We start from the raw sequence: 23,734 nt of genomic DNA, 5'->3' as shown, positions 1-23,734 counted from the left end.
TGCGCGTCCTTCGATCCGAGTACGAGATCGGCAAGAGGGAGCTCTGAAGCTTAGCGCCGCCGCGCCACCCGCGCTTGCGGCTTCTCGTGCTCGGCTTCGGACGGCGCGGTGGTCCAGCCGAGCGACGGCAGGGTGACCGAGCGCTTGCCGGAGAGATCGATGCGGGTGACGATGATGTGTTGCTCTTCCAAGAAAGCGAGCACCCGGCGCAGGCGCGCGGTCGAGCTGGTGCCGTAGATGCGGGCAAGTTCCTCGTCGGTCGGACAGGGCGCGCGCTCGCGCGCCGTGCGCGCCAGCAGGAGCAGCACCGGGTGCATGTCCTCCGGCACGATGTCGGCGAGCGCCAGGGCGCCGTCCCACCCCTCCGCATCGGCAGGAATGCCGGCCTTGGCCATGGCGAGGCGCCGCCGGAAGGCGGGCAGATCGAGCGCCTGGCCGGCGAGACCGAGCATGCGGCAGCGGACTCCGAAATCCTGATAGAGGACGGGCAGCGGCTGGCTGCCGGCTTCGGCGACCACCCCGGCCAGCGCGGTGTCGATGATCCGCGCGCGCGTCTCCTCGTCGACCTCGAGCAGCTCGGTGCGCGACGGCTGGCGCGGCGAATCGGCCGCCGATTCGAGCGCTCGCAGCATGTCTTCCGTAGGAGTCGGCCGCGGGACCGGCGGCGGCGGCGGGGGCGGCGGCGCATCGGCGAGACCGCTGAACAGGTCGCCGAAACCGGCGTCGGCCTTGGGCAAGGGCACCAGCTTCGGGCTGGAGCTGCGCGCCGAGGTCCGCACCGGTCCGATCTTGACGTTGACCGGCCGCCGCGACAGCGCGGGTCCGAGCGCCAGGAACTCGCCGCGCTGGAGATCGCGGATCTGCTCGGCCTGGCGGCGCTCCATGCCGAGCAGATCGGAGGCGCGAGCCATGTCGATGTCGAGGAAGGTGCGGCCCATCAGGAAGTTGGACGCCTCGGCGGCAACGTTCTTGGCGAGCTTGGCGAGACGCTGGGTGGCGATGATGCCGGCGAGGCCGCGCTTGCGGCCGCGGCACATGAGATTGGTCATCGCCCCGAGCGACAGCCGCCGCGCCTCGTCGCTGACCTCGCCGGCGGCCGACGGCGCGAACACCTGAGCCTCGTCGACGACGACCAGGGCGGGATACCAATGGTCGCGCGGCGCATCGAACAAGGCGGACAGGAAGGTGGCGGCGCAGCGCATTTGCGCGTCCATCTCCAGTCCCTCGAGGCTGAGCACGCAGGACGCGCGATGCTCGCGCACCCGCGACGCCATCTTGGCGATTTCGTTGTGGCTGTAGCCGGTGGCGTCGATCGGCAGGTGGCCGAACTCGTCCAGCGAGACGAAATCGCCTTCCGGATCGATGATGATCTGCTGGACGACGCCGGCGCTCTCCTCGAGCAGGCGGCGCAGCAGATGCGACTTGCCCGAGCCGCTATTGCCCTGGACGAGAAGACGCGTGGCAAGCAGCTCTTCGAGGTCCATCGTCACCGCCGCGCCGCCGGCGCCGGACCCCATTTCGATCATCACGGACATGGCAGCTCTCTTGGACGAGCGGCGGGCAGGCGACAAGGCACAAGAGCCCTTGTTTGTCAGCCGCTTGCGTCATCCGCGGGCAAAGCCGTCCGGAACCGCCGATTCGCCGCCGCGTTGCCGCACCGTAACAACCAAGGAGACGATGCATGTCCGACGACAAGAGCAAGCGCGGCGGCCAGGTTCGCGCCCGCGTGTCCGGCGAGGAAACCTACGAAGTCGACTATTTCGCCCGCAAGCACGGCCTCCATCGCGCCCAGGCCGAAGACTTGATCCAGCGCTTCGGCAACAGCCGCGAAGTCCTCGACCGCGAAGCGAAGAAGCTGAAGACGGAGGCGTAAATTTCCTCTCCCCTTCAGGGGAGAGGGTAGGGAGAGGGGCAGATTCGGGGGCATGTTCCGAGTAGCCGGCAAGGCCACCGACTCCCCCTCTCTCGGCCTCTCCCTTCAGGGGAGAGGAGTCATCCCGCCTGCCACACCCGGATCGCGTCGATCGGGGCGACCAGCATCAGGACGTTCAGGATCAGATTGTCCCGGATGATCAGCAGGGTGAGCAATTCGAACCCCGCCGCCAAACTCAGCGTGGCCCATAGCGGCAAGCGGCGGGCGAGCGCGAAGCCGAAGCACATCCAGCCGATGTCGGCGACCGAATTCAAGACGCTGTCGCCGCTATAGCCGAGCGCAATCGTCGTCTGACGATAGCGATCGATGATGATCGGACTGTTCTCGAGCAATTCCCAGCCTGCTTCGATCAGCACCGCCGCGAGCAGCCTGTCCCCGGGCGGGTTGCCGCGAAGGAACAGCCAGCCGAGCAGATAGAAGAGGAAGCCGTGGATGATGTGGCTCGGCGTGTACCAGTCGGCGATGTGCTGGCTGTTGTCGGCGCTGTTGACCGCCCCGGTCCAGAGCCTGATCTCGCCGCAGGTGCAGATCGGCGGCCGCCCCATCGCCAGCAGGATCACGGCGGTGACGGCAACGATTGCGAGCGCGATGAACCAGTAGCGGGCGGCGATCACGGGCACAGGGCCGGTCGCGGTCAGACGGTTCATTGCGCCTCCAGCAGGGTGCCGATCGTTTGCACCGTGCGCCAGTTCCGCGCCGTCCACACGTCCCTGAGCGGGGCGGCGGCCAGCTTCGATCTGCCGGAGCCGGCGCCGAACCAGAACCACAAGGCCTCGCCCACCCGCTCCACCCTCTCGTCGGCCGCAGCGCGCGGCCGCAGCGCCTCGACGTCCGCGTCCGTTGCGGGTCGCTTGCCGATCGTCATCATGACGTAATTGGGTGTGGCGGCGCTCTGCTCGGGAAATGGGTTGCCCGCCGCGAGCCGCGCCCAATGATCGGCCTCCCGGACGATCACGTCGACGGCGAAGCCGAAGCGTTCCGCGATCGCGCCCTCCAGGCGGACCTCCAGTGTCCCCGCGTCCTGGCCGTCGGCGGAAAAGACGAGATTGCCGCTGGCGACGTAGGTGCGGACGCCCGCAAGGCCGAGGCCCTCCGCCAAGCTCCTGAGATCGGCCATCGGGAGCTTGCGGTGACCGCCGACATTGATGCCGCGGAGTAGTGCGATGAATCGGGCCATGCGCCATCCTGCTTGACGCGGGCGCCGCTGCCAAGCCAAGGGCGGCCATGGCGATGGTCAATCCCCTCAAGCGACGCGGGCTCCTTTTCGTTCTTTCCAGCCCCAGCGGGGCGGGCAAGTCGACGATCGCGCGCATGATCCTGCAGCGCGACGAGGGCATCGGCCTGTCGGTTTCGGCGACGACCCGCCCGATCCGTCCAGGCGAGGTCGACGGCCGCGACTATCATTTCGTCTCGCCGGAAGCGTTCGACCAGCTCGTCGCAGACGGCCGCTTCCTCGAATGGGCGCACGTCTTCGGGCACCGCTACGGCACCTTGAAGAGCGAGGTGGTGAAGCAGATCGAGAGCGGCCGCGACGTGCTGCTCGACATCGACTGGCAGGGCACCCAGCAGCTGAAGCAGGTCGATCCGGACATCGTCCGGGTGTTCATCCTGCCGCCTTCGATGGAGGAGCTCGAGCGCCGGCTGCGCACCCGCGCCACCGACAGCGACGAGGTGATCACCGGCCGCATGGCACGCGCAGAAGTCGAGATCAGCCATTGGGCCGATTACGACTATGTCTTCATCAACGACGATGCCGAGCATTGCCTGAAGCTGGTGCACACCGTGCTCAAGGCCGAACGGCTCAAGGCGACGCGGCGAATCTTCCTCAACGACTTCGTCGCCGACCTGCTCGGCTGATCGCTCCGCCGGTTCGCGCGCCTGCCGGCGGTACCTTCTTCACGGCGATTGCGTTACTCTCCCGAAACGCGGCGGCTCGCGTCGCCGTGCAACAGGGAGGACATCATGATCCGGGTGATCATCGGCGCGGTTCCGGCCGCACTGGCCATGTTCGTGATCGGCTTCATCTTCTTCGCCAGCGGGCTGCAGAACATCGCGACCCGCAGCCTGGACGATCTTCCCGCCGCCGCCGTCCAGCGCAGCCTCGCCACCAATCTACAGGGCACCGGCACCTATATCGTGCCGAACCCCGCGACATCGGCGGCGCAGACGACGATGTACGGACGCGGGCCGATCGCCACCATTCACTACAATGCAGGCGGCTTTCCGGCGATGGACACCGGCGCCCTGCTCGGCGGACTGGTGCTCGACTTCATCGTCGCCCTGCTGATCGGCGCTGCCTTGATCGGGATCGACCGCCGCGTGCCCGATTTCCCGTCGCGGGCGCGCGTCGTCGCCATCCTTGCGGTGGCGGCGTCCGCGTTCATGCACCTTGGCGAGCCGATCTACTATCATCACGATTGGCTGCACTTCATCTATCTGTTCATCGCCGATGCCGCGGCCCTGATCGCCGCCGGGCTGATCATCGCCCGCTGGTTCCTGCCGAAGGGGGTAAGCGCCGTATACGAGCCGCGCGAAGCCAATGCCCACCCCCATGCCTCCGTTGCGGAGGCGGAAGTGCGGGGGACAGGCGAAGGCATCTGAGCCGAGCCCGATCCGGGAGCGACGTCAGAGCAGGGTCAGGAACTGGTAGGCGGCGTCGAAATCCTGCTCGCGGGCGGCGAGCGCCTGCGCGGCGAGGGCGTCTTCGCCCCATTGCTCCGCCTGCCAGGCTTCGTCGAGAGTAGCCGCCGCCCAGGCGTCGCCGAGCCGGATCTCTCCTTCCGCCAGAGCCAGCGCGATCACGATCGATCCGGAGATGGTGACCAGCGGCGACATCGCCGCCAGCCGGAACGGATCGCGGGCACGGATCTCCGCGCCGAGGCGGGCCACCGTCTCCGGCGGTTGCGGGCGGTGCATGACGCCGGTTGCGAGGGTGAATGCGACACCGAAGCGCCGCTCTGCCCACGCGAGCAACGGATCCCAGCGCTCCGCCTGACGGGCGACCAGAGGCTGCGGCCCGTCCGCGCGGTAGCAGAGCAGATCGCTTTCGGCATAAGCGGCGAGCCCGCCGGCAAAGCTGTCGGCATCGGGTGCGACCCGATCGATCGCCGCATTGGCAAGTCCGGTCAGCGGCATCGTCCTCGGATCGATCTGCTCTCCCTGCCCGTTCCATTCGGCCGCGATCGCCTCGGCGAGTTCCTCCGTCGGCACGATCAATCCCGCCCGCGCCGGAGTCTTCACCGGCCGTCCATCGAGTTCGATCGTCACGCCGCCGCCGACGGCACGTGCCGCCGCCTGCTTGTAGAAGCGCTTCATTGGCCGGGTGGGCTCCGCCAGCGCCGGGCGAGGTATTTGGGCAGGACGAAGCTCGCAACGACGCCGCCGAGCGCCAGCGGCAGGCCGATCGCCATCGATCCGCCCGGCACCAGGAAATCCGAATACCAGACGAACAGGCCGAGCAGCGCAACGGCGGTGCCGCCGATCCCGGCGAGGTTGATCAGGATGAAGCGGTTGCGCCAATAGGCTTCATCGTGGCGCGGCGGTTCTGGCGGGCTCATACGTGCGCCTTCATCAATGCGGCGATCTCGCGCGGTGCGTGGACGATGATATCGGCGCCCGCGGCGAGGAGTTCCTCGGGCGGATGATAGCCCCAGGATACGCCGACCGCGACCACGCCGGCCTGCTTCGCCATGATCATGTCGTAGCTGGTGTCGCCGATCATCATGCTGCGTGCGGGATCGGCCCCGGCGTCGGCAAGCGCCGTCTCGATCATCGAAGGGTGCGGCTTCGAGGGATGCCGATCGGCCGTCTGCAGCGTGCAGAAATGGTGGGCAAGGCCGTGATGATCGAGGCAGATCGCCAGGCCGCGGTCCGATTTGCCGGTTGCGATGCCGAGCAGCCAGCCATCAGCCTCCATCTCCGCCAGCACATCGGCAATGCCGTCATAGAGCGGCTCGACCGCCAGGCCACGGGCGCGAAGCGCCTGATAGGCGCGCTTGTAGGCGTCGGCCATGCGACGATGCTCCGACGCATCCGCTTCAGGGAGCAGATCCTGCATCGCTTCGACCAGGCTGAGGCCGACGATGCGGCGGGTGCGGTCGCGCGCCGGCTGCGGCAGCCCGGCTTCGGCGAAACAGGCCTCCATCGCCAGGCAGATGTTGGCCTGGCCGTCGACCAGCGTGCCGTCGCAGTCGAAGATGGCGAGCCGGTTCACGACAACGGCACCGGCGGCTGCGTCACCAGCGATGGCGTCCGAACCAGCTCGGCCGCCTCCGGCCAGCCCGCTGCGGCCATCGCATCGGCCAGCCGCGCGCGGACGTCGTCGGGCTTGTCCTGGTCGAGCTTGGCGGTCCCGCGCCATTCGACGACAGGGATCTCGAAGCCGGTGATCGCCTTCAGCAGGCCCTCGAACAAAGCGGGATCGACCTTTTCGCGAGTCCACGGCGTCTTCGGCGCGAGCTTTTCTTCATGCTCGGCCGACAGATCGTCCATCAGCCGGATCAGCGCGTCGCGCCCGAGCGGCACCGCGCGGCCGTTCATCTCGACGGCGACATAGTTCCAGGTCGGCACCCGTCCGGGCTGGCCGTACCAGTCGGGGCTGACATAAGCGTCGGGCCCGTTGACCACCACCAGTGCGTCGGCGCCGGCGAGCAGTGCCGAATGGACCTTGTTGCCGCGCGCGACATGGAAGCGCAGCCGATCGCCCTGCAGCAGCAGCGGCAGGTGAACGGCACGAAGCCCGTCTTCGGTTCCGACGACGAGCGTCCCGAATCCGACGCTGCGCACCAGCGCGGCCATCGTCGCCCGATCCTCGATGTGGAACTTGCGATTGGGATGCATCAGCGCTTGCTCCGGCCGCCACCCGAATTGCTCCGCCCGCCTTCGGAGCCATTGCCGCGGCTGCGGCGCTCGCCCTTGCGCTCCTTGCGGCGCGACTTGGCGGCAGCCTCGGCGGCACGGCGCTTCCCCTCCGCAGTCTCGGAGAATTTGATCTCGTCCAGCGGGAGGTCGCCATCGGCCGGGTCGAAGCCGAGATAGGCCATGCTCTCGGCGAAATGATCGGGCAGTTCGGCGGTAACGTCGATCTGGCCGCCGTCGGGATGATCGATGCGCAGGCGACGGGCGTGGAGGTGCAGCTTGCGGCTGATCGATCCGGTGAGGAACGCGTCCTGACCGCCATATTTGCCGTCGCCGACGATCGGATGGCCGATCGCAGCCATGTGCACGCGCAATTGATGGGTGCGCCCGGTGAGCGGTTGCAGCTCGACCCAGGCGGTGCTGTTGCCGGCCCGCTCGACGATCCGGTAGCGGGTCCGCGCAGCGAGGCCCTCTTCCTCGTCGACGTGCATCTTCTCGCCGCCAGTCCCCGGCTGCTTGGCGATCGGCAGGTCGATATAGCCGTCCTTGATGTCGGGCACGCCGATCACCAGCGCCCAGTAGACCTTCCGCGCCGTGCGCCCGGAGAAGCTCTTCGAGAAGAAGCTCGCCGCCCGCGCGCTGCGCGCGAGCAGCAGCACGCCAGACGTATCCTTGTCGAGCCGATGGACCAGCTTTGGGCGGTTGCCGGCGTCGTCGGCGAGACCATCGAGCAGGCCATCGAGATGGGTGTGGGTCTTCGTCCCGCCCTGGGTTGCAAGGCCCGGCGGCTTGTTGACGACGATGGCTGCGGGATCGCGGTGAATGACGATCTCGTTGACGAACGCGATCTCGTCTTCGGTAAGCGTCGGCCGCTCGACCTTCGGCTTGGCCGCGGCCGTGGGCGGCGGAGTCTCGGCCGGGGGGACGCGGACGATCTGCCCGGTTTCGACGCGATCGCCCGGCGTCGCACGTTTGCCGTTCACCCGCAACTGTCCGGTGCGGGCCCAGCGAGACACGAGATTGAAGCTGGCATCGGGCAAATTGCGCTTGAACCAGCGATCGAGCCGGATGCCGTCATCGTCGGCGGAGACGGTGAATTGCCGGACTTCGGCCTCGATCTTCTTGTCGCTCATGCCGCCGCCCTTCCGATCGCGAAACCGCCCGCGGCAAGCGCAAGGCCGGCGATCACCGAGCCTGCGGCGTAAGCGAAGGCGGCAACGAACTGGCCTCGCTGTGCCATCGACAGCATCTCCAGGCTCAGCGAGGAGAAGGTGGTGAACCCGCCGAGCCCGCCGACGACGAGCAGCAGCCAGGCCGCGCGATCGCCGCCGACACCGTCCTCGAGCAGGACGGCGGCAAGAACGCCGATCGCCAGACTTCCCGTCATGTTGACGATCAGGGTTCCCCACGGGAAGCCGGCGCCGAAGGCGCGCAGGGCCGCCTGGCCGGCACCGTAGCGCAGGCCGGCGCCGGCTGCGCCGCCGAGCATGACGAGAAGAAGATTGGGCATGACGCGCGATGTAGCGATGCGGGCAGGGTTCCGCCAGTGCGGAAGGCCGTTCCCCCGGCACGAGCCGTGCTCGGAGTATCCGCAGCTAGGCGGCGGGCGCTAGTCTGCGGATCGCCGAGAGATCGCCCTCATGTTCGGTCGACGTGCTCGGCCGGGTCGGCCGGATGGCGCTTGAGCGCGGCCACCTGCCGATGGAAGGAACGTGAGAGCGCTAACATTTTCCTTGCGGAGGCAACGCCTTTTCGCCGACCAAGGGAGTAGAACACAAAGAGGGGACGAATGGCCACTGCACCTGTCGACGGCGTCGAACTGCGCCAGAACGAGAAGCTCGTCATCGCCGCCTCATCGCTCGGCACGGTGTTCGAATGGTATGACTTCTACCTGTACGGGCTGCTCGCGACGATCATCTCCGCCCAATTCTTCTCGGGCGTGAACGAGTCGACGGCGTTCATCTTCGCCCTGGCCGCGTTTGCCGCCGGCTTTGCGGTTCGGCCGTTCGGTGCGATCCTGTTCGGCAGGATCGGCGATCTCGTCGGCCGCAAGAACACCTTCCTGGTGACGATGGGGATCATGGGCCTGTCGACCTTCGCGGTTGGCCTGCTGCCGAGCTACGCCTCGATCGGGGTCGCCGCACCGGTCACCCTCGTCTTGCTCCGGCTGCTCCAGGGGCTGGCGCTCGGCGGCGAATATGGCGGCGCGGCGACCTATGTCGCCGAGCATGCGCCCGATCATCGCCGCGGCCTCTACACCAGCTTCATCCAGACGACCGCGACGCTCGGTCTGTTCGCCGCGCTGATCGTGGTGATCTCGATCCGGTCGTCGATGGGCGAGGAGGCCTTCGCGGCCTGGGGCTGGCGAATCCCGTTCATTGTTTCGATCGTCTTGCTGGCGGTGTCGATGTGGATCCGGCTGAAGCTCAACGAGAGCCCGGTCTTTCGCAAGATGAAGGAGGAAGGGAAGACATCCAAGGCCCCGCTCACCGAGGCCTTTGCGCGCTGGGGCAATCTCAAGATCGTCCTGATCGCCCTGTTCGGTGCCGTCGCCGGCCAGGCGGTGGTCTGGTATACTGGCCAGTTCTACGCTCTGTTCTTTCTGGAAAAATCGCTCCGTGTCGACGGCGCGACCGCCAACATCATGATCGCCGTCGCGCTTGCGATCGCGACTCCAGGTTTCGTCTTCTTCGGCTGGCTTTCCGACCGGATCGGCCGCAAGAAGATCATCCTCGTAGGCTGCGCGCTTGCCGCCCTCACCTATTTCCCGCTCTTCCAGGGTCTGTCGCGCGCCGCCAATCCTGCGCTCTACCGAGCGCAGGCGACCGCGCCGGTGACCGTGATCGCCCATGATGCGGAATGCTCGGTGCAGTTCGATCCGATCGGCCGCAACAAGTTCGACCGGACGAGCTGCGACATCGCCAAGTCCTTCCTCGCCAGATCGGGCATTTCCTACGCCAACGTCGCCGCCCCGGCCGGAACCGTGGCGGAAGTGCGGATCGGCGACACTGCTGTCGCAGGGGTGGACCCGCGCGGCCTCGACGACGCCACCCGCGGTGCGGCGATCAAGTCGTTCCAGGAGCGTGCCAAGGTCGGGCTCGCCGCCGCCGGCTATCCGGACAAGGCCGATCCGGCCGCGATCAACAAGCCGCTCGCCATCCTGATCCTCACCATCCTGGTCGTCTATGTGACGATGGTCTACGGGCCGATCGCCGCCCTGCTCGTCGAGCTGTTCCCGACCCGCATCCGCTACACGTCGATGTCGCTGCCCTACCATATCGGCAACGGCTGGTTCGGCGGCTTCCTCCCGACCACCGCCTTCGCGATGGTCGCCGCGACGGGGGACATCTATTACGGCCTCTGGTACCCGATCGTCGTCGCCGCGCTGACCGTCGTCATCGGCCTGCTGCTGCTGCCCGAGACATTCCGCCGCAAGATCGAGGAGTAAGGCGGAGAGCTCCACACCCTGCTCAGCCCCGCCTCTTTAAAACCGCCCCTCCCCAACGGGGAGGGGATTGAGGGTGGGGCAGGCGCGAGGCTGCTCGATGCAGCCGAGCGCCTCATTGGCGTCCTCAGCCCCATCGAGGGGCTTCGGCCGCGACCCACCCCTTGATCCCCTCCCTTGGAAGGGAGGGGAGAAGAGAGGCTTACCGCGCGCGGTGCGGCTTCGCCTTGTAAGCTGGTTTTGCCTTGTGGCGCGCCGGCGGCGGTCCTTCGCGGCGGTTCTGCTTGGCGGCGTCGCGAGGCGTGCCGTTCATCGCCTCGATCTGGATCGCGCCCTCGCCGTCGGGATCACCGCCGGCGGTGCGCTTGACCGCTTCGGCGAAGCGGCGTGCAGCCGCCCGGGGGATCTCGAACGCTGTCTCGTTGGGCGCGATGCGGATCGCGCCGATCTCGTTACGGGTGATGTGGCCGCGGCGGCAAAGCAAGGGCAGAAGCCAGCGCGGGTCGGCATTGTGGCGACGGCCGATGTCCATCCGGAACCAGACGGTGTCCTCGAAGCCCTGGCGATGCTCCTTCTGCTGCCGCTGGTCGCCGCCGTCCTGCTGATCGGCGAGTTCCTCCGGCGCCGGCATGCGGGCGCGATGGGCACGGACCAGAGCCGCGGCGATATCCTCGGGACTCCGCTCGGCGAGGAGCTTCTGTGCGACCTCGCGATCCTCATCGTCATATTCGACGGGCTCGAGCAAGGCTTCGAGCAGGCGCGTGCGATCGTTGCGGCGGATATCTTCCGGCGTCGGCGGCTGGATCCACTCGGCGGCGATCTTCGCCCCGCGCAGCATCATGTCGACGCGCTTGCGGCGCTGATACGGGACGAGCAGCACAGCCGTGCCCTTCTTGCCGGCGCGCCCGGTGCGGCCGGAGCGGTGCTGCAGCGTTTCGGCATCGCGCGGCAGTTCGACATGGATGACCAGCGACAATGTCGGCAGATCGATACCGCGCGCGGCGACGTCGGTGGCGACGCAGACGCGGGCGCGGCGATCGCGCAGCGCCTGCATCGCATGGTTGCGCTCGCTCTGGCTGTGCTCGCCGGACAGGGCGACCGCGGCGAAGCCGCGTTCGATCAGGCTAGCGTGGAGACGGCGAACGTTGTCGCGGGTGGCGCAAAACAGCATCGCAGACTCGGCTTCGTGGAAGCGGAGCAGATTGACGACGGCATTCTCGATATCGGCCGGAGCAACCGTGACCGCCTGATAGGCGATGTCGCCATGGCCGCGATCCTCGCCGACGGTGGAGATCCGCAGCGCGTCCTTCTGGTATCGCTTCGCAAGCGCGACGATCGGCTTCGGCATGGTTGCCGAGAACAACAGGGTGCGGCGTTCTTCGGGAGTCGCGTCGAGAATTTCTTCGAGATCCTCGCGGAAGCCCATGTCGAGCATCTCGTCGGCCTCGTCGAGCACGGCGACGCGCAGCTGCGACAGATCGAGCGCGCCGCGTTCGAGATGGTCGCGAAGGCGGCCGGGCGTACCGACGACCACGTGCGCGCCCTGCGCCAGCATGCGGCGTTCCTTCGAGGCATCCATTCCGCCGACGCAGGTCGCGATCCGCGCGCCGGCCTTGCCGTACAGCCAAATGAGCTCGCGGCTGACCTGGAGCGCAAGTTCGCGCGTGGGGGCGATGACCAAAGCGAGCGGCTCTCGGATGAAGGGCAGCGCGCCGCTCTGCTCGAGCAATTGCGAGGCCATGGCGAGGCCGAAGGCGACCGTCTTGCCGGAGCCGGTCTGCGCCGACACGATGAGGTCTCGGCCGTCGGCGTCGCTCTCGAGAACGGCGGCCTGAACCGGGGTGGGAGCGGAATAACCGCGCGCGGAGAGGGCTTCCGCGAGAAGCGGGGGCAATTGGCTGAAAGGCATGGGAATCCAAATGGGAGGTGTGCCCTCGATGGGCAAGGTTTGTGGGCGCCTTAGACCCTGATCGCCCGGGAGGGAAGCGACTTGCTGCACCGCAGCAACTCTGACCCAGTCCGGGACTAAGCGCCGGCCTCGTCTTCTTGCGGCGACCGGCACGCATCCACCCAGCGCGCGGCGGTGATCTCCGCGAGGCGTTCGGGCGAGACTTCCACCGACGAATTGAGTGAACCGGCGGCCGGATAGACGATCGCGAAATTCCGCAACGAGACGTCGCAATAGATTGGCAGCGGCATTGCCAGCCCGAACGGACAGACGCCGCCTACCGGGTGGCTGGTCAGCGCCAGGGTCTCGTCGGCGCCGAGCATCCGGGGACGCCCGCCGAATGCCGCCTTCGCCTTCTGATTGTCCAGCCGCGCATCTCCGCGGGCGACCAGCAGAAAGGTCTCGCCGCCGGCGCGCACGGCGAGCGTCTTGGCGATCCGGCCGGGCTCCACACCCAGCGCGTCCGCGGCCTCGTCGACGGTGGCGGTGCTCGCCTCGACTTCGATGATCGGCAGATCCGGAGCGTTCGCCGCAAGCCACGCGCGAACCGATTCAAGGCTCATGTCATTCCCCCAGAAGATGCAGAGCGATCGTACGCCGGTGCGGCCTGCGACGATGTTCGAACAGATAGATGCCCTGCCACGTGCCGAGGGCGAGTCGCCCGCCGATCACCGGGATCGACAGCTGCACGGCGGTGAGCGCCGCGCGCAGATGGGCCGGCATGTCGTCCGGACCTTCGTCATCATGGGCGTATGCGGACGAATCTTCCGGGGCGATGCGCGCGAAATAGCGTTCGAGATCGGCCCGGGCATCCGGCGCCGCATTCTCCTGGATGAGCAGCGAACAGGAGGTGTGACGACAGAAGAGCGTGAGCAAACCTTCGCGCACGGCCTGGCTTTCGACCCACTGCACGATGGCGCCAGTGGTCTCGACCAGGCCCTGCCGCGTCGTTGCGATTTCGATCATCGAGGTTGATTGGCGCATCGTCGCGCCTTAGACAGGCCGCTGCGGATGCGCCACACTTCACACTTCCTATTGCCTGTCACGAGCGTTGACAGAGGCGCGCCCAACACCTATTTGGCCGTTATCCCGATCACCGGTCGTCCGGCGGCGCATCTGCGCGCGTCGGCTATGCCCGTTTCGGGATATGTCACGAAGCGCTGAGATGGGGCGGTCAGCCAGCCGCCCTGTGGAGCAGGAGAAAATATCACATGGCACGTATTGCGGGTGTCAACATCCCGACCAACAAGCGCGTCGTTATCGCGCTCACCTACATTCACGGCATCGGTCGCACCAAGGCCGTGGAAATCGCCAACAAGCTCGGCATCGCGCCTGAGCGCCGCGTTCAGGATCTTTCCGACCAGGAAGTCCTCCAGATCCGTGAAACGATCGACGCCGAGCACACCGTGGAAGGTGATCTTCGCCGCGAAGTGGCGATGAACATCAAGCGGCTGATGGATCTCGCGTCCTATCGCGGCCTGCGCCATCGCAAGGGCCTCCCGGTCCGTGGCCAGCGCACGCATACCAATGCGCGCACCCGCAAGGGCAAGGCCAAGCCGATCGCCGGCAAGAAGAAGTAATTCGTCCGCGAATTGCTCCGCCGGCAGCGCCGTTGAACCGCGCCCGGCGTCACACGAGATTTGGTAGGATAAGAGACCATGGCACGCGAACCTCAGCGCATTCGTCGGCGCGAGCGCAAGAACATCACCGCCGGCGTCGCGCACGTGAACGCCAGCTTCAACAACACGATGATCACCATCACCGATGCCCAGGGCAATGCGATTGCCTGGTCTTCGGCCGGCATGATGGGCTTCAAGGGCAGCCGCAAGTCGACTCCCTATGCCGCCCAGGTCGCCGCAGAGGATGCGGGCAAGAAGGCCGCCGAGCATGGCGTCCGCACCCTCGAGGTCGAGGTGAAGGGTCCGGGTTCGGGCCGCGAGAGCGCCCTGCGCGCGCTTCAGGCGGTCGGCTTCACGATCACTTCGATCCGCGACGTGACGCCGATCCCGCACAACGGCGTGCGCCCTTCGAAGCGCCGCCGCGTGTAACGACTTCGCCGGGGCACCCCCAGGGTGTCCCGGCCTTCATATCCGGAACCGTCCCCGCGGCTCCGTTGCATCCAAGGGAAGATCATGGCCGTCAACGCTAAGAACTGGCAGGAAATGAAGAAGCCCAACGCACTCGAGAAGCGCGCCGCCGGCGACGCGCGGCGCAAGGCGACGTTCGTCGCCGAGCCGCTCGAGCGCGGTTTCGGCCTGACGCTCGGCAATTCGTTGCGCCGCGTCCTCCTCTCCTCGCTCCAGGGTGCGGCCGTCACCTCGATTCGCATCGAGGGCGTGCTGCATGAATTTTCGAGCCTCACCGGCGTTCGCGAGGACATCACCGACCTCGTCCTCAACGTGAAGCAAGTCGCGCTTCGCATGGAGGGCGATCAGCCCCGCCGCCTGCAGCTGTCGGCGACGGGCCCCGGTGAAGTCACCGCCGGCGCGATCACCACCACCGGCGACATCGAAGTGATGAACAAGGACCTGGTCCTGTGCCATCTCGACGACGGCGCGACGCTCAACATGGAGCTGACCGTCGAAGCCGGAAAGGGCTATGTGCCCGCCGCTTCGAACCGTCCCGTCGACGCGCCGATCGGGCTCATCCCGGTCGACGCGCTCTACAGCCCGGTGCGTCAGGTCAGCTACAAGGTCGAGAATACCCGCGTCGGCCAGGAGCTGGACTATGACAAGCTGACGATCACCGTCGAGACCGACGGCACGATCACCCCGGACGACGCGCTCGCTTATGCCGCGCGCATCCTCCAGGATCAGCTGCAGCTCTTCGTTCATTTCGACGAAGGCCTGACCATGACCAGCGTTCCGACCGGCGTCGCCGCAGTGTCGGCCGGCGAGGGCGAAACCGACGCGAACCAGCTCAACCGCTACCTTCTCAAGAAGGTGGACGAGCTCGAACTGTCCGTGCGTTCGGCCAATTGCCTCAAGAACGACAACATCATCTACATCGGCGATCTCGTTCAGAAGACCGAAGCCGAGATGCTCCGCACGCCGAATTTCGGCCGCAAGAGCCTCAACGAGATCAAGGAAGTCCTCTCCTCGATGGGTCTGCGCCTCGGCATGGACATTCCGGGCTGGCCGCCCGAGAATATCGAAGAGATGGCCAAGAAGCTCGAACAGGAGCTGATGGGCTGAGCCAGCGGCTCGAACCATTGATCTTCCGGAAAGGCCGCCGCGAGGCGGCCTTTCTTTTGCCCGGCGCAGCGGACCTGAAACGTGTCTGCGCCTTGACTCTGCCCGCGGAATCCTGTTGAGGAGCGCTCGACAGGCGGGGCCGCGGCTCCGCCTTTTCGCATGGACTTTCAGTCCGGCGAGAACGGGGTCGGGGCTGTCCCCCATTCGACAGCCTGGCCGGATTTACCTGACACGGGGTCCGGACGAACGAAGAAGGAAGTCACCATGCGTCACCGCGTTGCCGGACGTAAGCTCCAGCGCACCTCCAGCCATCGCGCCGCCCTGTTCCGGAACATGGCCGCCGCCCTGATCAAGCACGAGCAGATCACCACCACCGTCGCCAAGGCGAAGGAGCTTCGTCCGTATGTCGAGAAGCTGGTGACGCTCGCCAAGAAGGGCGGCCTCAGCAATCGCCGCCTGGCCCATGCTCGGCTGCTCGACGACACCCAGCTCGTCAAGCTGTTCGACACGCTGGCGCCGCGCTACGCCGATCGCAACGGCGGCTACACCCGCGTGATCAAGGCCGGCATCCGCGCCTCCGACGCGGCGCCGATGGCGATCATCGAGTTCGTCGATCGCGACGTGTCCGCCAAGGGCCAGGATTCGGGCCCGGTGCAGGGCGCCGACGACTTCGACGAAGCCGCCTGAGCAATCGACGGCTCGAAATCGAGCCCGAGTTGATCGAATGACGAAAGGGCCTCCGCGTTGCGGGGGCCCTTTCCCGTTTCGGCGGGTATTGATCAGCCGCCCTGGAGCTGGCGGGCACGATCAAGATGTTGCTGGACGATCGGCACCGCCGCAGAGGCTACGGCGCGGAGCGCCTCGGTGTCGCCGCTGCTGGCATAATTGCTGTGCAGTGCGAGCGCCATTTCGTGAGCGGGCACCTGCTGACGCAGATAGACCCCGTCGAAATCACCGCCCGAAGCATTGCGCAACTCGCTCATCATCTGCGCCTGCATCGGCATCAGATCCGGCGTCGGCGGCGTTCCCGCCGCCGTGGCGGCCGCGGTGAGTTGGGCGGTCGTCTGCTGATGATGCTGGATCAGCATGCGGGCGAATTCCTTGACCTCGGGGCGGGTTGCGCGCTGCTCGGCAAGTTGCGACGACTGGATCTCGAACAGATCGCTCGCTGCCGCCATTTCAACATAGGCGCCGCGCTGTGTCGGGGTCATGTCGCCCGATGCCGCGGCGGCATCGGCCTGCATGTCGGCTTCGGTGGTGGCGCAAGCGGACAAGGCGACCGCGCAGGACGCGGCAAGCAGCAGGGAACGGATCATCTGGTCATCTCCTCCGGCCAAGCGCGCGCGGGGGCGCACGATGGCACCGGATCCGCCGATCAGGGCCGCCATTTTCGGTGTGGTTTATCTTGGCGACGTCAAGCAAACCGGAAGACGTGCCGCCCGGTTCCCAATCAAACCAGAAGGTTAACCCAGATCACGAAGAATTCCGTGATGCTCACCCGCCGGCAAGGCCCTCGATGATCTTGCCGGTGCCGCCGCACACCGGACAGGGCGTCCCGTCATGCTCTCCGGTGCCGTTGCAATGACGGCAGAGATTCTCGCCGGTGCCCGGGGTGCCCGGCGCGGCCTCGTCGCCCGGTGCCTGGCCGGAGGATGTCCGGCCGCCTGAAGTGTCGCTGGTCATGCGGGAGGAACCCTGCCCGTCGGCCCCGGTTCCCATCTGGACGCCGGCGGCCGATGCCGTTTACGATGCCCGGATGCAGCATTGCCTGCTCAGCCTCGTGGCGGCCCTCTTCTTCCGGCCTGCTGCGCCGATTCGTTGAGGAAAATCTCATGTTCGACCGCCGTACCGCCCTGCTTTCGGGGGCGGCCCTCCTCGCCGGCTGCGCCGCGTCCGGCACCGGCCCTGGTGGGGCCGCAGGATCGTCGCGCTTCGTGCGAGCTGACGGCACCCGCTTCCGCGTGGGCGACGAGATCTACCGCTATGCCGGCGCCAACATCTGGTACGCGGCCTATCTGGGTGCAAACGCGGCCTATGGAAACCGGGATCGGCTGAAGCGGGAACTGGATTCGATGGCGGCGCTCGGCATCGACAATCTCAGGATCCTCGGATCCGCCGAGCTGTCGCCGCTCAAGAACTCGATCACGCCGGGGTTCCGGACCGAGACCGCCAATTATAACGAGACACTGCTGACCGGCCTCGACTTCGCCCTCGCCGAGATGGGCAAGCGCGGCATGAAAGCGGTCATCTACCTGACCAACTTCTGGGAATGGTCGGGCGGGATGATGACCTACCTCTACTGGACCAATGGTGGCCGCTACATCAACATGAACGATCCGGCCCATCCCTGGCCCGAATTCGCCGACATGAACGCGGCTTTCTATACCAGCGATGCCGCGATCGGCCTGTATCACGATTATGTGAGGGCGGTGGTCGGGCGCACCAACTCCCTCACCGGCATCCGGTACGCCGACGATCCGGCGATCATGGCCTGGCAGCTCGCCAACGAGCCGCGGCCCGCCGGAAGCGAGGCGGTCGGTCGCCCCAATCTGCCGGCCTTCTATGCCTGGATCGGCAAGACCGCGAACCTGATCAAGTCCATCGACCCCAATCACCTCGTATCGACGGGCAGCGAAGGCCTTCAAGGATGCCACAGCGACGCCCAGTGCGTGATCTCGGCGCACGAGCCGGCGGGCGTCGATTATCTCACCACCCACATCTGGCCGCTCAATTGGACGTGGGTCGACAGCGCCGACCTGCCCGGCACCTATGACGCGGGAGCCGGCAAGGTCCGCACCTACATTGCCGACCACATCGCCCTCGCCACCCGCCTGGGCAAGCCGCTGGTGATCGAGGAATTCGGCTTTCCGAGGGACCGTGGCCTCTTCGATCCGGCGTCCTCAACCAGCTTCAAGGATCGCTTCTACCGGCTGATCTACGATTCCGTCCTCGCCGATGCGAAGAACGGCGGACCAACCGCGGGATCAAATTTCTGGGCGTGGGGCGGGGAAGGCCGCGCATCGAGCCCGGACCATCGCTTTCAGCCGGGCGACACGACCTATCTCGGCGACCCGCCGCACGAGCCGCAGGGCTGGTACAGCGTGTTCGACAGCGACGAGAGCACCAAGGCCGTGATCCGCGAGCATGCAGGCGCGCTCAAAGCCCTGCGAGCCTGAGCTTCCCGAGCTGAGGGTGGCCGGTGAGGCTTGCGCCGGCGGCGCGTTGCTGGGAAGCTTCTCGCAAAGACAAAGGAGAGACGCGGGATGGCACGATACTGGCTGGCCTGGATCGTCGGCGCGCTCGGCTTATGGAGCGCATGTGCCGGCACAGCTGCGGCGCAGATCCTTCCCGACCGCGTCCTGATCAACGCCTCGGCGCGCGCCGGAAAGGATCTTTCGGGACCCTGGAACTGGTCGGTCGACCCGTATCGCGACGGCGTCGCCGGCTTTCATGGCGAGGCGCCAGGGCGCACGCACCAGCGCTATGCCGACGTCGACGTCGATGCGGAGACGCGCAAGGACCCGTACGCTCTGTGGGAACAGGATCTGCGCCGATCTCCGGTGACTACACTGCCGTCCTCGTGGATCACCCACGATGCCACGATGCGCTATTATGACGGGCTCGTCTGGTATCAGCGCCGGTTCGAGGCGGCGCCGAAGGTGGGCGAGCGGCAGTTCCTGCATTTCGGGGCGGTCGACTATCGCGCCAGCGTCTTTCTGAACGGAGCGCCGCTCGGAACCCACGAGGGCGGCTTCACCCCTTTTTCCTTCGAAGTGACCGGGAAGCTGCGCCCAGGTGAAAACCAGATCACCATCGGGGTCGATTCGGAGCGCTCGGCCGATGCGGTACCGCCAACCGTGACCGACTGGGAGACTTATGGCGGCGTGATCCGCCCCGTCCGGCTCGTCACCACGCCCGTGACCTATGTCGACGATGCGTGGATCCGGCTGACCAGGGACGGACGGATGCGCGCATCGATCGCCCTCGATGGTCCCAGCGCAGCGGGTCAAGCGGTGCGGGTTCGCATTCCTGCGCTCGGACTCGTTCTCTCCGGGAAGACCGGCGCAGATGGCCGCTGGACCGGTGACATGGCGGCGCCGCAACGGCTGAAGCGATGGACGCCGGAGGCGCCGACCCTATACGAGGTGCAGTTCGAAGGCGGCGCGGACGTGCTTGCCGATCGGATCGGATTCCGAACCCTGGAGGTCCGGGGAACGCAGATCCTGCTCAACGGCAAACCGATCTTCCTGCGCGGCATCTCGCTGCATGAAGAGGAACTCGGCAAGGAACCTACACGCGCGATCACGCCGGCCGCAGCCCGTGCCTTGCTGTCGGAGATCAAGGACGGTCTGCACGGAAACTTCGTTCGCCTCGCCCACTACCCGCATTCCGAGGTGATGACCCGAATGGCGGACGAGTTGGGCCTGATCGTGTGGAGCGAAGTGCCGGTCTATTGGCGCGTTGCGTTCGCGCGGCCCGAGACGCTAACCGTCGCCCGCAAGATGCTCGCCGAAAACATCCTGCGCGATCGCAACCGGGCGTCGATCGCGTTCTGGAGCGTCGCCAACGAGACGCCGGTATCGCCGCCGCGCAACGCCTTCCTCACCACTCTCACCGACGACGTCCGAGCGCTCGACGACAGCCGCCTCGTCACCGCCGCCTTGCTGACCCGACGGAACGAACAGGACGGGAAGATCGAAATGGTGATTGATGATCCGCTGGTCGCAAAGCTCGACGTGATGGCGATCAACACCTACAATGGCTGGTATAGCGGCGATCGGCTGGAGCACCTGCCGGCGATCGGCTGGCGTTCGGACGCCGGCAAGCCCCTGATCCTCTCGGAATTCGGGGCGGACGCCAAAGCCGGATTCCTGGATCCGACGCTTCGCCGCAAATTCTCGGAGGATTTTCAGGCCGAATATTACCGGCAGACGCTGGCGATGGCGGGCAAGATCCCGTTCCTGGCGGGCATGTCGCCCTGGATCCTGAAGGACTTCCGCTCGCCGCGGCGCCAGCATCCCGTCTACCAGCAAGGCTGGAACCGCAAAGGGCTGATCTCGGAGACCGGCGAGCGCAAGCAGGCGTTCGGCATTCTCGCGGATTGGTATCGCAGCCGGGAAGACCGCGGCCGCTAAAGCTTCAAGTGAAGCAACTGGTTGAAAGCGGTATGCTCGTACTCCCCGAACGGCTCTCCATGCTCGAAGCCCCGCCGCCGGTAGAGGGCCAGCGCCGGCTCGAACGCCTCGCCGGTCCCGGTCTCGATGCTCAGCCGGCGATAGCCGCGCAGCTTCGCTGTCTCGATCGCATATTCGAGCAGTGCTGCGGCGACTCCCTTGCGGAGATGATCGGGGTGGGTTCGCATCGACTTGAGCTCACCGGTGCCGTCACCGAGATCCTTCAGCGCGCCGATCCCGGCGAGGTCGCCATCGATGCGGGCCGTCCAGACCGTAACGGCGGCCGACTGCAAGCCGGAGAGATCGAGGGCGAAGACATGTCCCGGCGGCGAACTGGCGTGCATGCCGGAAAGATGCAGCGCGAGCAGCGCGCGCACGTCCTCGCTCGAAAGATCGTCTTCGCCTATCTGGATCATCGCGGCCCCCACTTCCTCGGTGTCCGCGTTCTAAGCGATGATGGGTGAGCGGCCAAAGGCGAGAAGTTCACGGACGTCTCCGAGATGGTCTCGGCGACGTCCGCGACACGCTTACCGGCCGAGCATGGTCTCCGGCTTGACCACGCGATCGAAGGTCTCGGCATCGACCAGGCCGAGCTCGAGCCCGGCTTCCTTCAAGGTGAGACCCTTCTTGTGGGCGTGTTTGGCGATGTTCGCCGCATTGTCGTAGCCGATCTCCGGCGCGAGCGCGGTCACCAACATCAGCGACCGGTTCATCAGATCGGAAATGCGGCGCTCGTCCGGCTCGAGGCCGTCGAGCGTGCGCTCGGTGAAGCTTTCCATGCCGGTGGCAAGCAGATCGATCGAGCGCAGCACGTTGGCGGCGATCACCGGCTTGAACACGTTGAGCTCCATGTGGCCCTGAAGCCCGCCGACGGTGACCGCGACGTGATTGCCCATCACCTGGGCGGCGACCATGGTCAGCATCTCGGCCTGGGTGGGATTGACCTTGCCCGGCATGATCGAGCTGCCCGGCTCGTTCTCCGGAAGCTTCAATTCACCGAGACCGCAGCGCGGGCCGGAGCCGAGCAGGCGGATGTCGTTGGCGATCTTGGTCAGCGAAACCGCAAGGACGTTGAGCACGCCCGAAAGCTCGACCAGGGTGTCGTGGCTGGCCAAAGCCTCGAACTTGTTGGGTGCGCTGGTGAAGGGCAGCCGGGTGAGCTTGGCGACCTCGGCCGCGAAATCCTCGGCAAAGCCTTTGGGCGCGTTGAGGCCGGTGCCGACGGCGGTACCGCCCTGGGCGAGCCGGTACACGCGCGGCAGCACGCCGCGCACGCGCTCGATGCCGTCCGCGATCTGCGCCGCATAACCGGAGAATTCCTGCCCCAGGGTCAGCGGAGTCGCGTCCTGGAGGTGAGTGCGGCCGATCTTGACGATCGGATCCCACGCGGCCGCCTGCGCGGCGAGGCGCCGGTGCATCGTCTCGAGGGCGGGGATCAGTCGCTGCTCGACGGCGCGCGCCGCCGCGATGTGCATCGCCGTCGGAAAGCTGTCGTTGGACGACTGGCCCTTGTTGACGTGATCATTGGGGTGGACCGGGCTCTTGCCGCCGCGCTTTCCGGTCAGGATCTCGTTGGCGCGGCCGGCGATTACCTCGTTCGCGTTCATGTTGGATTGGGTGCCCGAGCCTGTCTGCCAGATCACCAGCGGGAACTGATCGTCGAGATTGCCTGCCGCAACCTCACCGGCCGCCTGCTGGATCGCCTCGGCGAGCCCCGCATCCAGGCCGCCGATCCTCGCATTCACCCGGGCCGCCGCCTGTTTGACGAAGCCCAGGGCATGGACGATCTCGGACGGCATCGTCTCGCGCGGGCCGAACGGGAAATTCTGGATAGAGCGCTGGGTCTGGGCGCCCCAATAGCTGTCGCCGGGGACGTCGATCGGGCCAAAGCTGTCGGTTTCGGTGCGGGTTGGGGTGAGCGATGCCATGAAGACTCCGTTGCGCTGATCTTTGCCGCGCCCTTTATGGCTTCGCGGAGCGCAAGGAAAGGACAACGCGCCCTTCGAGGGCACGCAGACACGGAGACCACCTCGGTGGCCGCTCTACAAGCTCAGCTTTGCTGCGACGACGGCGGCGCGCCGCTTACTTCTTGCGGCTGAAATCGATCGAGACGACGTTCGACCCATCCTCGACCGGCTCGGGGGCGGGATGGTCGTTCTCCGCCTGCTCATGATCCTGGAGATCGGCTTCGTCCGCCTGCGCCTGGAACTGCAGGGCGAAATTGACCGCCGGATCGACGAAGCCGGTAATCGCGGAGAAGGGAATGACGAGCCGAGCCGGCATCTGATTGAAGCTGAGACCGACTTCGAAGCCGTCTTCCGCAACCTTCAGATCCCAAAAGCGGTTCTGGATGACGATGGTCATCTCGTCGGGGAACCGCTCGGAAAGGTGGCGCGGAATATCGACGCCCGCGGCCGCGGTCTTGAAGGTAATGTAGAAATGGTGCTCGCCGGGAAGCCGCCCGGTCGATTCCACTTCGCCAAGCACGCGGCCGACGACCGCGCGCAGGGCCTCCTGCACGATCTCGTCATAGGGAATCAGGCTATCGGGCATATCGTCCTGCATGAGGCCCGTGGTAGCGCCGCGTCCGAGCGGGTCAAGCATTTGCGCGCTCGGACTGCACGAGATCGGTGCAATCCGGGGGGCGATTGCGCATGCGTCCCGGGCGATGCGGCGATACTTTCCCGTCCGGCGAGGAGGTCCTAAGGCTGCCCCTGAGCAGGCCAGCAGACAAGGAACTCCATCCATGGCGATCGACGCGACCAGCCCCTATGATCACGCCAACATCTTCGCCAAAATCCTCCGCGGCGAGATACCGAACCGGACTGTCTACGAGGACGAATGGGCGCTTGCCTTCCACGACATCAACCCGGCCGCGCCGACCCACATCCTGATCATTCCCAAGGGTGCTTACGTCTCGTGGGAAGATTTCTCCGCCCGAGGCTCGGACGCCGAGATCGCCGGCTTCGTCCGCGCGATCGGCCACGTCGCGCGGTCGCACGATCTGGTGACACCCGGCTACCGCCTTCTCGCCAACGTCGGCGGCCATGGCGGACAGGAGGTGCCGCACCTCCATGTTCACCTGTTCGGCGGCCGCCCGCTCGGGCCGATGCTTGCCCGCTGAACGCCTCCTGGCGCCGGGTACGCGTCCCGCCCGCGCCGCTTTCCTGCTTTGCGCCCGAG

At 66.6% G+C, this 23,734-nt stretch carries 28 protein-coding genes; 11 read left to right on the top strand and 17 right to left on the bottom strand.

Annotated features, from left to right (window positions below):
* Positions 1-50: 50 nt before the first annotated feature.
* Positions 51-1,535, bottom strand: coding sequence for an ATP-binding protein (locus tag ETR14_RS13175; protein WP_129385199.1), 1,485 nt, complete (start codon positions 1,533-1,535; stop codon positions 51-53).
* Between the two features lie 146 nt (positions 1,536-1,681).
* Between ETR14_RS13175 and ETR14_RS13170 the strand changes: the two genes are divergently transcribed.
* A complete protein-coding gene (locus ETR14_RS13170; RefSeq protein WP_129385197.1) occupies positions 1,682-1,873 on the top strand; it encodes a DUF3606 domain-containing protein in 192 nt (63 codons plus the stop codon).
* A 119-nt stretch (positions 1,874-1,992) separates the two neighbouring features.
* On the opposite strand, the gene ETR14_RS13165 is transcribed toward ETR14_RS13170, so the two are convergent.
* On the bottom strand, positions 1,993-2,580 hold the full coding sequence (locus ETR14_RS13165; RefSeq protein WP_129385196.1) for a DUF2585 domain-containing protein: 588 nt from the start codon (positions 2,578-2,580) through the stop codon (positions 1,993-1,995).
* Positions 2,577-3,110, bottom strand: a complete 534-nt coding sequence (locus tag ETR14_RS13160) for a DUF1697 domain-containing protein (protein ID WP_129385194.1) — start codon at positions 3,108-3,110, stop codon at positions 2,577-2,579. Before ETR14_RS13160 ends, ETR14_RS13165 begins: the two co-directional genes overlap by 4 nt.
* Positions 3,111-3,157: 47 nt before the next feature.
* On the opposite strand from ETR14_RS13160, the gene gmk reads away from it, so the two are divergent.
* Both gmk and ETR14_RS13150 read left to right on the top strand, forming a co-directional pair.
* Complete coding sequence (gmk, locus tag ETR14_RS13155; RefSeq protein ID WP_129385192.1) at positions 3,158-3,790, top strand: guanylate kinase; 633 nt, start codon at positions 3,158-3,160, stop codon at positions 3,788-3,790.
* 105 nt (positions 3,791-3,895) lie between these two features.
* The gene (locus ETR14_RS13150) at positions 3,896-4,534 is read left to right on the top strand and encodes a hypothetical protein (RefSeq protein WP_206185826.1); all 639 of its coding nucleotides are present in this window, start codon (positions 3,896-3,898) and stop codon (positions 4,532-4,534) included.
* Positions 4,535-4,558: 24 nt separating this feature from the next.
* Here ETR14_RS13150 and ETR14_RS13145 read toward each other — a convergent pair whose 3' ends face one another.
* The 6 genes from ETR14_RS13145 to ETR14_RS13120 are packed head-to-tail and all read right to left on the bottom strand — an operon-like array spanning position 4,559 to position 8,300.
* Positions 4,559-5,248: an ATP12 family chaperone protein gene (locus tag ETR14_RS13145; RefSeq protein ID WP_129385190.1), complete on the bottom strand. Its 690-nt coding sequence runs from the start codon at positions 5,246-5,248 to the stop codon at positions 4,559-4,561.
* Complete coding sequence (locus tag ETR14_RS13140; RefSeq protein WP_129385188.1) at positions 5,245-5,490, bottom strand: hypothetical protein; 246 nt, start codon at positions 5,488-5,490, stop codon at positions 5,245-5,247. Before ETR14_RS13140 ends, ETR14_RS13145 begins: the two co-directional genes overlap by 4 nt.
* Complete coding sequence (locus ETR14_RS13135; RefSeq protein WP_129385186.1) at positions 5,487-6,146, bottom strand: HAD-IA family hydrolase; 660 nt, start codon at positions 6,144-6,146, stop codon at positions 5,487-5,489. The genes ETR14_RS13140 and ETR14_RS13135 overlap by 4 nt, the downstream gene beginning before the upstream one ends.
* A complete protein-coding gene (locus tag ETR14_RS13130; protein WP_129385184.1) occupies positions 6,143-6,772 on the bottom strand; it encodes an FMN-binding negative transcriptional regulator in 630 nt (209 codons plus the stop codon). Before ETR14_RS13130 ends, ETR14_RS13135 begins: the two co-directional genes overlap by 4 nt.
* Positions 6,772-7,923 carry an RluA family pseudouridine synthase gene (locus ETR14_RS13125; protein WP_129385182.1) on the bottom strand — a complete coding sequence of 384 codons (1,152 nt, stop codon included), beginning with the start codon at positions 7,921-7,923 and terminating at the stop codon, positions 6,772-6,774. Before ETR14_RS13125 ends, ETR14_RS13130 begins: the two co-directional genes overlap by 1 nt.
* A complete protein-coding gene (locus ETR14_RS13120) occupies positions 7,920-8,300 on the bottom strand; it encodes a CrcB family protein (RefSeq protein WP_129385180.1) in 381 nt (126 codons plus the stop codon). Before ETR14_RS13120 ends, ETR14_RS13125 begins: the two co-directional genes overlap by 4 nt.
* A gap of 279 nt (positions 8,301-8,579) precedes the next feature.
* Between ETR14_RS13120 and ETR14_RS13115 the strand changes: the two genes are divergently transcribed.
* Positions 8,580-10,238 carry an MFS transporter gene (locus ETR14_RS13115; RefSeq protein ID WP_129385179.1) on the top strand — a complete coding sequence of 553 codons (1,659 nt, stop codon included), beginning with the start codon at positions 8,580-8,582 and terminating at the stop codon, positions 10,236-10,238.
* 199 nt (positions 10,239-10,437) lie between these two features.
* Here the strand turns inward: ETR14_RS13115 and ETR14_RS13110 are convergent, their stop codons facing one another.
* The 3 genes from ETR14_RS13110 to ETR14_RS13100 all read right to left on the bottom strand — a co-directional run bounded on the left by ETR14_RS13110 (position 10,438) and on the right by ETR14_RS13100 (position 13,167).
* Complete coding sequence (locus tag ETR14_RS13110; protein ID WP_129385177.1) at positions 10,438-12,144, bottom strand: DEAD/DEAH box helicase; 1,707 nt, start codon at positions 12,142-12,144, stop codon at positions 10,438-10,440.
* Positions 12,145-12,260: 116 nt separating this feature from the next.
* Entirely contained in the window at positions 12,261-12,746 is a 486-nt protein-coding gene (locus tag ETR14_RS13105) for a YbaK/EbsC family protein (RefSeq protein ID WP_129385175.1), read from the bottom strand.
* A 1-nt stretch (position 12,747) separates the two neighbouring features.
* Positions 12,748-13,167: a secondary thiamine-phosphate synthase enzyme YjbQ gene (locus tag ETR14_RS13100; RefSeq protein ID WP_129385173.1), complete on the bottom strand. Its 420-nt coding sequence runs from the start codon at positions 13,165-13,167 to the stop codon at positions 12,748-12,750.
* 227 nt (positions 13,168-13,394) lie between these two features.
* On the opposite strand from ETR14_RS13100, the gene rpsM reads away from it, so the two are divergent.
* The 4 genes from rpsM to rplQ all read left to right on the top strand — a co-directional run bounded on the left by rpsM (position 13,395) and on the right by rplQ (position 16,064).
* On the top strand, positions 13,395-13,763 hold the full coding sequence (gene rpsM, locus ETR14_RS13095; protein WP_129385171.1) for a 30S ribosomal protein S13: 369 nt from the start codon (positions 13,395-13,397) through the stop codon (positions 13,761-13,763).
* A gap of 78 nt (positions 13,764-13,841) precedes the next feature.
* A complete protein-coding gene (rpsK, locus tag ETR14_RS13090; RefSeq protein WP_106512160.1) occupies positions 13,842-14,231 on the top strand; it encodes a 30S ribosomal protein S11 in 390 nt (129 codons plus the stop codon).
* Between the two features lie 84 nt (positions 14,232-14,315).
* Positions 14,316-15,377 (top strand): DNA-directed RNA polymerase subunit alpha, encoded by a 1,062-nt coding sequence (locus ETR14_RS13085; protein WP_129385169.1) that lies wholly within the window; start codon positions 14,316-14,318, stop codon positions 15,375-15,377.
* Between the two features lie 264 nt (positions 15,378-15,641).
* A complete protein-coding gene (gene rplQ / locus ETR14_RS13080; RefSeq protein WP_129385167.1) occupies positions 15,642-16,064 on the top strand; it encodes a 50S ribosomal protein L17 in 423 nt (140 codons plus the stop codon).
* Between the two features lie 92 nt (positions 16,065-16,156).
* Here the strand turns inward: rplQ and ETR14_RS13075 are convergent, their stop codons facing one another.
* Positions 16,157-16,693 carry a DUF4142 domain-containing protein gene (locus ETR14_RS13075; RefSeq protein WP_129385165.1) on the bottom strand — a complete coding sequence of 179 codons (537 nt, stop codon included), beginning with the start codon at positions 16,691-16,693 and terminating at the stop codon, positions 16,157-16,159.
* 178 nt (positions 16,694-16,871) lie between these two features.
* On the bottom strand, positions 16,872-17,060 hold the full coding sequence (locus ETR14_RS13070) for a hypothetical protein (protein WP_129385163.1): 189 nt from the start codon (positions 17,058-17,060) through the stop codon (positions 16,872-16,874).
* Positions 17,061-17,209: 149 nt separating this feature from the next.
* On the opposite strand from ETR14_RS13070, the gene ETR14_RS13065 reads away from it, so the two are divergent.
* Together ETR14_RS13065 and ETR14_RS13060 are read left to right on the top strand one after the other, a co-directional pair.
* A complete protein-coding gene (locus ETR14_RS13065; protein WP_129385161.1) occupies positions 17,210-18,553 on the top strand; it encodes a cellulase family glycosylhydrolase in 1,344 nt (447 codons plus the stop codon).
* An 87-nt stretch (positions 18,554-18,640) separates the two neighbouring features.
* Positions 18,641-20,512: a glycoside hydrolase family 2 protein gene (locus ETR14_RS13060; RefSeq protein ID WP_129385159.1), complete on the top strand. Its 1,872-nt coding sequence runs from the start codon at positions 18,641-18,643 to the stop codon at positions 20,510-20,512.
* Here the strand turns inward: ETR14_RS13060 and ETR14_RS13055 are convergent.
* From ETR14_RS13055 to ETR14_RS13045, 3 genes are all read right to left on the bottom strand, one after another.
* Entirely contained in the window at positions 20,509-20,967 is a 459-nt protein-coding gene (locus ETR14_RS13055; RefSeq protein ID WP_129385157.1) for a GNAT family N-acetyltransferase, read from the bottom strand. The two genes, ETR14_RS13060 and ETR14_RS13055, sit on opposite strands and share 4 nt — an antisense overlap.
* A gap of 111 nt (positions 20,968-21,078) precedes the next feature.
* The gene (gene fumC / locus ETR14_RS13050; RefSeq protein ID WP_129385155.1) at positions 21,079-22,479 is read right to left on the bottom strand and encodes a class II fumarate hydratase; all 1,401 of its coding nucleotides are present in this window, start codon (positions 22,477-22,479) and stop codon (positions 21,079-21,081) included.
* Between the two features lie 154 nt (positions 22,480-22,633).
* On the bottom strand, positions 22,634-23,116 hold the full coding sequence (locus ETR14_RS13045; protein ID WP_129385153.1) for an SspB family protein: 483 nt from the start codon (positions 23,114-23,116) through the stop codon (positions 22,634-22,636).
* Positions 23,117-23,297: 181 nt separating this feature from the next.
* Here ETR14_RS13045 and ETR14_RS13040 point away from each other — a divergent pair, with 181 nt between their 5' ends.
* Positions 23,298-23,675 carry an HIT domain-containing protein gene (locus ETR14_RS13040; protein WP_129385151.1) on the top strand — a complete coding sequence of 126 codons (378 nt, stop codon included), beginning with the start codon at positions 23,298-23,300 and terminating at the stop codon, positions 23,673-23,675.
* Positions 23,676-23,734 lie beyond the last annotated feature (59 nt).

This window comes from Sphingosinicella sp. BN140058 (genome assembly GCF_004135585.1).
Classification (GTDB): Bacteria; Pseudomonadota; Alphaproteobacteria; order Sphingomonadales; family Sphingomonadaceae; genus Allosphingosinicella.
This window is presented reverse-complemented; position numbering and strand designations above follow the sequence as displayed.

Coding starts and splice junctions, on each gene's coding strand:
- ETR14_RS13130 (WP_129385184.1), bottom strand. CDS start 6,772: ATGCATCCCAATCGCAAGTTCCACATCGAGGATCGGGCGACGATGGCC.
- ETR14_RS13045 (WP_129385153.1), bottom strand. CDS start 23,116: ATGCAGGACGATATGCCCGATAGCCTGATTCCCTATGACGAGATCGTG.
- rpsK (WP_106512160.1), top strand. CDS start 13,842: ATGGCACGCGAACCTCAGCGCATTCGTCGGCGCGAGCGCAAGAACATC.
- ETR14_RS13125 (WP_129385182.1), bottom strand. CDS start 7,923: ATGAGCGACAAGAAGATCGAGGCCGAAGTCCGGCAATTCACCGTCTCC.
- ETR14_RS13110 (WP_129385177.1), bottom strand. CDS start 12,144: ATGCCTTTCAGCCAATTGCCCCCGCTTCTCGCGGAAGCCCTCTCCGCG.
- ETR14_RS13160 (WP_129385194.1), bottom strand. CDS start 3,110: ATGGCCCGATTCATCGCACTACTCCGCGGCATCAATGTCGGCGGTCAC.
- gmk (WP_129385192.1), top strand. CDS start 3,158: ATGGCGATGGTCAATCCCCTCAAGCGACGCGGGCTCCTTTTCGTTCTT.
- ETR14_RS13065 (WP_129385161.1), top strand. CDS start 17,210: ATGTTCGACCGCCGTACCGCCCTGCTTTCGGGGGCGGCCCTCCTCGCC.
- ETR14_RS13040 (WP_129385151.1), top strand. CDS start 23,298: ATGGCGATCGACGCGACCAGCCCCTATGATCACGCCAACATCTTCGCC.
- ETR14_RS13175 (WP_129385199.1), bottom strand. CDS start 1,535: ATGTCCGTGATGATCGAAATGGGGTCCGGCGCCGGCGGCGCGGCGGTG.
- rpsM (WP_129385171.1), top strand. CDS start 13,395: ATGGCACGTATTGCGGGTGTCAACATCCCGACCAACAAGCGCGTCGTT.
- ETR14_RS13085 (WP_129385169.1), top strand. CDS start 14,316: ATGGCCGTCAACGCTAAGAACTGGCAGGAAATGAAGAAGCCCAACGCA.
- ETR14_RS13120 (WP_129385180.1), bottom strand. CDS start 8,300: ATGCCCAATCTTCTTCTCGTCATGCTCGGCGGCGCAGCCGGCGCCGGC.
- ETR14_RS13105 (WP_129385175.1), bottom strand. CDS start 12,746: ATGAGCCTTGAATCGGTTCGCGCGTGGCTTGCGGCGAACGCTCCGGAT.
- ETR14_RS13165 (WP_129385196.1), bottom strand. CDS start 2,580: ATGAACCGTCTGACCGCGACCGGCCCTGTGCCCGTGATCGCCGCCCGC.
- rplQ (WP_129385167.1), top strand. CDS start 15,642: ATGCGTCACCGCGTTGCCGGACGTAAGCTCCAGCGCACCTCCAGCCAT.
- ETR14_RS13170 (WP_129385197.1), top strand. CDS start 1,682: ATGTCCGACGACAAGAGCAAGCGCGGCGGCCAGGTTCGCGCCCGCGTG.
- fumC (WP_129385155.1), bottom strand. CDS start 22,479: ATGGCATCGCTCACCCCAACCCGCACCGAAACCGACAGCTTTGGCCCG.
- ETR14_RS13075 (WP_129385165.1), bottom strand. CDS start 16,693: ATGATCCGTTCCCTGCTGCTTGCCGCGTCCTGCGCGGTCGCCTTGTCC.
- ETR14_RS13070 (WP_129385163.1), bottom strand. CDS start 17,060: ATGACCAGCGACACTTCAGGCGGCCGGACATCCTCCGGCCAGGCACCG.
- ETR14_RS13145 (WP_129385190.1), bottom strand. CDS start 5,248: ATGAAGCGCTTCTACAAGCAGGCGGCGGCACGTGCCGTCGGCGGCGGC.
- ETR14_RS13055 (WP_129385157.1), bottom strand. CDS start 20,967: ATGATCCAGATAGGCGAAGACGATCTTTCGAGCGAGGACGTGCGCGCG.
- ETR14_RS13115 (WP_129385179.1), top strand. CDS start 8,580: ATGGCCACTGCACCTGTCGACGGCGTCGAACTGCGCCAGAACGAGAAG.
- ETR14_RS13100 (WP_129385173.1), bottom strand. CDS start 13,167: ATGCGCCAATCAACCTCGATGATCGAAATCGCAACGACGCGGCAGGGC.
- ETR14_RS13150 (WP_206185826.1), top strand. CDS start 3,896: ATGATCCGGGTGATCATCGGCGCGGTTCCGGCCGCACTGGCCATGTTC.
- ETR14_RS13140 (WP_129385188.1), bottom strand. CDS start 5,490: ATGAGCCCGCCAGAACCGCCGCGCCACGATGAAGCCTATTGGCGCAAC.
- ETR14_RS13060 (WP_129385159.1), top strand. CDS start 18,641: ATGGCACGATACTGGCTGGCCTGGATCGTCGGCGCGCTCGGCTTATGG.